Genomic DNA, 811 nt, shown 5'->3' on the forward strand with positions numbered 1-811 from the left:
CGAGACGGCCAGCCCGATCGTCTCCGACTTCAGCGCCACCCCCGGACCCGACGTCGTCGTCACCGCCAGCGAACCGCCGAACGCCGCACCCAGCGCCGCCCCGATCCCCGCGATCTCGTCCTCCGCCTGGAACGTCCGCACACCGAAGTTCTTGTGCTTCGACAACTCGTGCAGGATGTCCGACGCCGGCGTGATCGGATACGACCCCAAGAACAACGGCAGATCCGCCTGCCGGGACGCGGCGACCAGCCCCAGCGACAGAGCCAGGTTCCCGGAGATGTTGCGGTAGGTGCCCGGCGGGAACGCCTTCGCGGCCGGCGCCACCTCGTAGGAGACCGCGAAGTCCTCCGTGGTCTCACCGAAGTTCCAGCCCGCCCGGAACGCGGCGATGTTCGCCGCCGCGATGTCCGGCTTCCTCGCGAACTTCGACCTCAGGAACGCCTCCGTGCCCTCCGTCGGCCGGTGATACATCCACGACAGCAGACCCAGCGCGAACATGTTCTTGCTCCGCTCGGCCTCCTTACGGGAGAGGTCGAACTCCTTCAGCGCCTCCACCGTCAACGTCGTCAACGGCACCGGATGCACATGGAAGCCGTCCAGCGAACCGTCCTCCAGCGGGGAGGTCCCGTAGCCGACCTTCTGCATCGCCCGCTTGGTGAACTCGTCCGTGTTGACGATGATCTCCGCGCCGCGCGGCATGTCGCCGATGTTCGCCTTGAGCGCCGCCGGGTTCATCGCCACCAGCACGTTCGGGGCGTCGCCCGGGGTGAGGATGTCGTGGTCGGCGAAGTGCAGCTGGAAGGACGAGACG

The 811-nt window shown here is 67.7% G+C and carries 1 protein-coding gene; it reads right to left on the reverse strand.

Features of this window, described 5'->3' with window-relative positions; translation table 11 throughout:
- A partial coding sequence (locus ACFIF2_RS35885; RefSeq protein WP_395577487.1) for a 2-oxoacid:acceptor oxidoreductase family protein occupies window positions 1-811 on the reverse strand: 811 nt, incomplete at both ends.

Source organism: Streptomyces sp. BK79 (genome assembly GCF_044142145.1).
GTDB lineage: Bacteria > Actinomycetota > Actinomycetes > Streptomycetales > Streptomycetaceae > Streptomyces.